The sequence below is a fragment of the Shigella sp. FC1567 genome (genome assembly GCF_001743015.1).
GTDB lineage: Bacteria > Pseudomonadota > Gammaproteobacteria > Enterobacterales > Enterobacteriaceae > Escherichia > Escherichia coli.
This window is the reverse complement of sequence record NZ_MIIV01000142.1, coordinates 1-5090: the sequence shown is the minus strand read 5'-3', so window position 1 is coordinate 5090 and position 5090 is coordinate 1. Positions and strand designations below refer to the sequence as shown.

General features: G+C 53.9%; 3 protein-coding genes and 1 pseudogene. All 4 read left to right on the top strand.

Going from position 1 to position 5090, the window contains the following annotated elements; translation table 11 throughout:
• Positions 1-92: 92 nt before the first annotated feature.
• Positions 93-902 (top strand): annotated as a pseudogene (locus tag BHE85_RS10345) (YadA family autotransporter adhesin); the annotation flags it as partial.
• Between the two features lie 367 nt (positions 903-1269).
• Positions 1270-2925 (top strand): L-lactate permease, encoded by a 1656-nt coding sequence (gene lldP / locus BHE85_RS10340; protein ID WP_001297977.1) that lies wholly within the window; start codon positions 1270-1272, stop codon positions 2923-2925.
• Positions 2925-3701 (top strand): transcriptional regulator LldR, encoded by a 777-nt coding sequence (lldR, locus tag BHE85_RS10335; protein ID WP_000636500.1) that lies wholly within the window; start codon positions 2925-2927, stop codon positions 3699-3701. The genes lldP and lldR overlap by 1 nt, the downstream gene beginning before the upstream one ends.
• On the top strand, positions 3698-4888 hold the full coding sequence (gene lldD, locus BHE85_RS10330; RefSeq protein WP_000586966.1) for a quinone-dependent L-lactate dehydrogenase: 1191 nt from the start codon (positions 3698-3700) through the stop codon (positions 4886-4888). The genes lldR and lldD overlap by 4 nt, the downstream gene beginning before the upstream one ends.
• Positions 4889-5090 lie beyond the last annotated feature (202 nt).

Here is a 5090-nt window from a genome sequence, read left to right as displayed (position 1 = left end):
TAGTGCGCTGGGTTATCGCTCGCCACGGGAATATCTGCGGCAGCGGGCTTGTAATGGGTTAAGTGATAACAGATGTCTGGAAATATAGGGGCAAATCCACCCAGAGCATTACTAACCTGAACAATCAGGTCACTAATCTGGATACTCGCGTTACTAATATCGAAAACGGTATTGGCGACATTGTCACCACCGGTAGCACCAAGTACTTCAAGACCAACACCGATGGCGTAGATGCCAACGCCCAGGGTAAAGATAGCGTTGCTATTGGTTCTGGTTCCATTGCTGCCGCTGACAACAGCGTCGCACTGGGTACCGGTTCCGTTGCAGAGGAAGAAAATACAATCTCTGTAGGTTCTTCTACTAACCAACGCCGTATCACCAACGTAGCTGCCGGTGTTAATGCCACCGATGCGGTTAACGTGTCGCAGCTGAAATCTTCTGAAGCAGGCGGCGTGCGCTACGACACCAAAGCTGATGGTTCTATCGACTATAGCAATATCACCCTCGGTGGTGGCAACGGCAGTACGACTCGTATCAGCAACGTCTCCGCTGGCGTCAACAACAACGACGCGGTGAACTACGCGCAGTTGAAGCAAAGCGTGCAGGAAACGAAGCAATACACCGATCAGCGGATGGTTGAGATGGATAACAAACTGTCTAAAACTGAAAGCAAGTTGAGCGGTGGTATCGCTTCTGCAATGGCAATGACCGGTCTGCCGCAGGCTTATACACCGGGTGCCAGCATGGCTTCTATTGGTGGCGGTACTTACAACGGTGAATCGGCAGTTGCTTTAGGTGTATCGATGGTGAGCGCCAATGGTCGTTGGGTCTACAAATTACAAGGTAGTACCAATAGCCAGGGTGAATACTCCGCCGCACTCGGTGCCGGTATTCAGTGGTAATGATCCATTAAGTTAGTGTGACTAAGGGCAAACGCCAAATTGCCTGATGCGTTACGCGCATCAGGCAAGATAAGGCGCTCCGGGTCAACAATCTAAGGGCAATTCTCTGATGAGGATTGCCCTTTTCTTTACCAGACATCTCCCCCCACAAGAATTGGCCCTACCAATTCTTCGCTTATCTGACCTCTGGTTCACAATTCCCCAATTAAAACTCACATCAATATTGCCAATACACAACATTTAGTTAACCATTCATTGTCATTATCCCTACACAACACAATTGGCAGTGCCACTTTTACACAACGTGTGACAAGGAGATGAGCAACAGACTCATTACACGATGTGCGTGGACTCCAGGAGACCTGCAATGAATCTCTGGCAACAAAACTACGATCCCGCCGGGAATATCTGGCTTTCCAGTCTGATAGCATCGCTTCCCATCCTGTTTTTCTTCTTTGCGCTGATTAAGCTCAAACTGAAAGGATACGTCGCCGCCTCATGGACGGTAGCAATCGCCCTTGCCGTGGCTTTGCTGTTCTATAAAATGCCGGTCGCTAACGCGCTGGCCTCGGTGGTTTATGGCTTCTTCTATGGTTTGTGGCCCATCGCGTGGATCATTATTGCAGCAGTGTTCGTCTATAAGATCTCGGTGAAAACCGGGCAGTTTGACATCATTCGCTCGTCTATTCTTTCGATAACCCCTGACCAGCGTCTGCAAATGCTGATCGTCGGTTTCTGTTTCGGCGCTTTCCTTGAAGGAGCCGCAGGCTTTGGCGCACCGGTAGCAATTACCGCCGCATTGCTGGTCGGCCTGGGTTTTAAACCGCTGTACGCCGCCGGACTGTGCCTGATTGTTAACACCGCGCCAGTGGCATTTGGCGCGATGGGCATTCCAATCCTGGTTGCCGGACAAGTAACAGGCATCGACAGTTTTGAGATTGGCCAGATGGTGGGGCGTCAGCTACCGTTTATGACCATTATCGTGCTGTTCTGGATCATGGCGATTATGGACGGCTGGCGCGGTATCAAAGAGACGTGGCCTGCGGTCGTGGTTGCGGGCGGCTCGTTTGCCATCGCTCAGTACCTTAGCTCCAACTTCATTGGGCCGGAGCTGCCGGACATTATCTCTTCGCTGGTATCACTGCTCTGCCTGACGCTGTTCCTCAAACGCTGGCAACCAGTTCGCGTATTCCGCTTCGGTGACTTGGGGGCGTCACAGGTTGATATGACGCTGGCCCACACCGGTTACACCGCGGGTCAGGTGTTACGTGCCTGGACACCGTTCCTGTTCCTGACCGCTACCGTAACACTGTGGAGCATCCCGCCGTTTAAAGCCCTGTTCGCATCGGGTGGTGCGCTGTATGAGTGGGTGATCAACATTCCGGTGCCGTACCTCGATAAACTGGTTGCCCGTATGCCACCAGTGGTCAGCGAGGCTACAGCCTATGCCGCCGTGTTTAAGTTTGACTGGTTCTCTGCCACCGGCACCGCCATTCTGTTTGCTGCACTGCTCTCGATTGTCTGGCTGAAGATGAAACCGTCTGACGCTATCAGCACCTTCGGCAGCACGCTGAAAGAACTGGCTCTACCCATCTACTCCATCGGCATGGTGCTGGCGTTCGCCTTTATCTCGAACTATTCCGGACTGTCATCAACACTGGCACTGGCACTGGCGCACACCGGTCATGCATTCACCTTCTTCTCGCCGTTCCTCGGCTGGCTGGGGGTATTCCTGACCGGGTCGGATACCTCATCTAACGCCCTGTTCGCCGCGCTGCAAGCCACCGCAGCACAACAAATTGGCGTCTCTGATCTGTTGCTGGTTGCCGCCAATACCACCGGTGGCGTCACCGGTAAGATGATCTCCCCGCAATCTATCGCTATCGCCTGTGCGGCGGTAGGCCTGGTGGGCAAAGAGTCTGATTTGTTCCGCTTTACTGTCAAACACAGCCTGATCTTCACCTGTATGGTGGGCGTGATCACCACGCTTCAGGCTTATGTCTTAACGTGGATGATTCCTTAATGATTGTTTTACCCAGACGCCTGTCAGACGAGGTTGCCGATCGTGTGCGGGCGCTGATTGATGAAAAAAACCTGGAAGCGGGCATGAAGTTGCCCGCTGAGCGCCAACTGGCGATGCAACTCGGCGTATCACGTAATTCACTACGCGAGGCGCTGGCAAAACTAGTGAGCGAAGGCGTGCTGCTCAGTCGACGCGGCGGCGGGACGTTTATTCGCTGGCGTCATGACACATGGTCGGAGCAAAACATCGTCCAGCCGCTAAAAACGCTGATGGCCGATGATCCGGATTACAGTTTCGATATTCTGGAAGCCCGCTACGCCATTGAAGCCAGCACCGCATGGCATGCGGCAATGCGCGCCACACCTGGCGACAAAGAAAAGATTCAGCTTTGCTTTGAAGCAACGCTAAGTGAAGACCCGGATATCGCCTCACAAGCGGACGTTCGTTTTCATCTGGCGATTGCCGAAGCCTCACATAACATCGTGCTGCTGCAAACCATGCGCGGTTTCTTCGATGTCCTGCAATCCTCAGTGAAGCATAGCCGTCAGCGGATGTATCTGGTGCCACCGGTTTTTTCACAACTGACCGAACAACATCAGGCTGTCATTGACGCCATTTTTGCTGGTGATGCCGACGGGGCGCGTAAAGCAATGATGGCGCACCTTAGTTTTGTTCACACCACCATGAAACGATTCGATGAAGATCAGGCTCGCCACGCACGGATTACCCGCCTGCCCGGTGAGCATAATGAGCATTCGAGGGAGAAAAACGCATGATTATTTCCGCAGCCAGCGATTATCGCGCCGCAGCGCAACGCATTCTGCCGCCGTTCCTGTTCCACTATATGGATGGTGGTGCATATTCTGAATACACGCTGCGCCGCAACGTGGAAGATTTGTCAGAAGTGGCACTGCGCCAGCGTATTCTGAAAAACATGTCCGACTTAAGCCTGGAAACGACGCTGTTTAATGAGAAATTGTCGATGCCGGTAGCACTGGCACCGGTGGGTTTGTGTGGCATGTATGCGCGTCGTGGCGAAGTTCAGGCAGCCAAAGCGGCGGACACGCATGGCATTCCGTTTACTCTCTCGACGGTTTCCGTTTGCCCGATTGAAGAAGTCGCGCCAGCCATCAAGCGCCCAATGTGGTTCCAGCTTTATGTACTGCGCGATCGCGGCTTTATGCGTAACGCGCTGGAGCGAGCAAAAGCAGCGGGTTGTTCGACGCTGGTTTTCACCGTGGATATGCCGACACCGGGCGCACGCTACCGTGATGCGCATTCAGGTATGAGCGGCCCAAATGCGGCAATGCGCCGCTACTTGCAGGCGGTGACGCATCCGCAATGGGCGTGGGATGTGGGCCTGAACGGTCGTCCACATGATTTAGGTAATATCTCAGCTTATCTCGGCAAACCAACCGGACTGGAAGATTACATCGGCTGGCTGGGGAATAACTTCGATCCGTCCATCTCATGGAAAGACCTTGAGTGGATCCGCGATTTCTGGGATGGCCCGATGGTGATCAAAGGGATCCTCGATCCGGAAGATGCGCGCGATGCAGTACGTTTTGGTGCTGATGGAATTGTGGTTTCTAACCACGGTGGCCGCCAGCTGGACGGTGTACTCTCTTCCGCTCGTGCGTTGCCCGCTATTGCAGATGCGGTGAAAGGTGATATCGCCATTCTGGCGGATAGCGGAATTCGTAACGGGCTTGATGTCGTGCGTATGATTGCGCTCGGTGCCGACACCGTACTGCTGGGTCGTGCTTTCCTGTATGCGCTGGCAACAGCGGGCCAGGCGGGTGTAGCTAACCTGCTAAATCTGATCGAAAAAGAGATGAAAGTGGCGATGACGCTGACTGGCGCGAAATCGATCAGTGAAATTACGCAAGATTCGCTGGTGCAAGGGCTGGGTAAAGAGTTGCCTGCGGCACTGGCTCCCATGGCGAAAGGGAATGCGGCATAGTCGTTTGCGCCCCCGTTACTTTATTCGTACCCCTTATAATGGGGTGTTAGCCAGCCAGACCCGGCATGATTACTGCCCCCAGTCGTCCATGATCCGGGGGGGTGATGTCACCGGGTCTGGTGGGGCGCTGGTAACCGCTAATAGGGGTCAGGTCAGGCACTTTTGCCGGGACCGTCTGTAACGTGGATGCCGGTACCTGCTC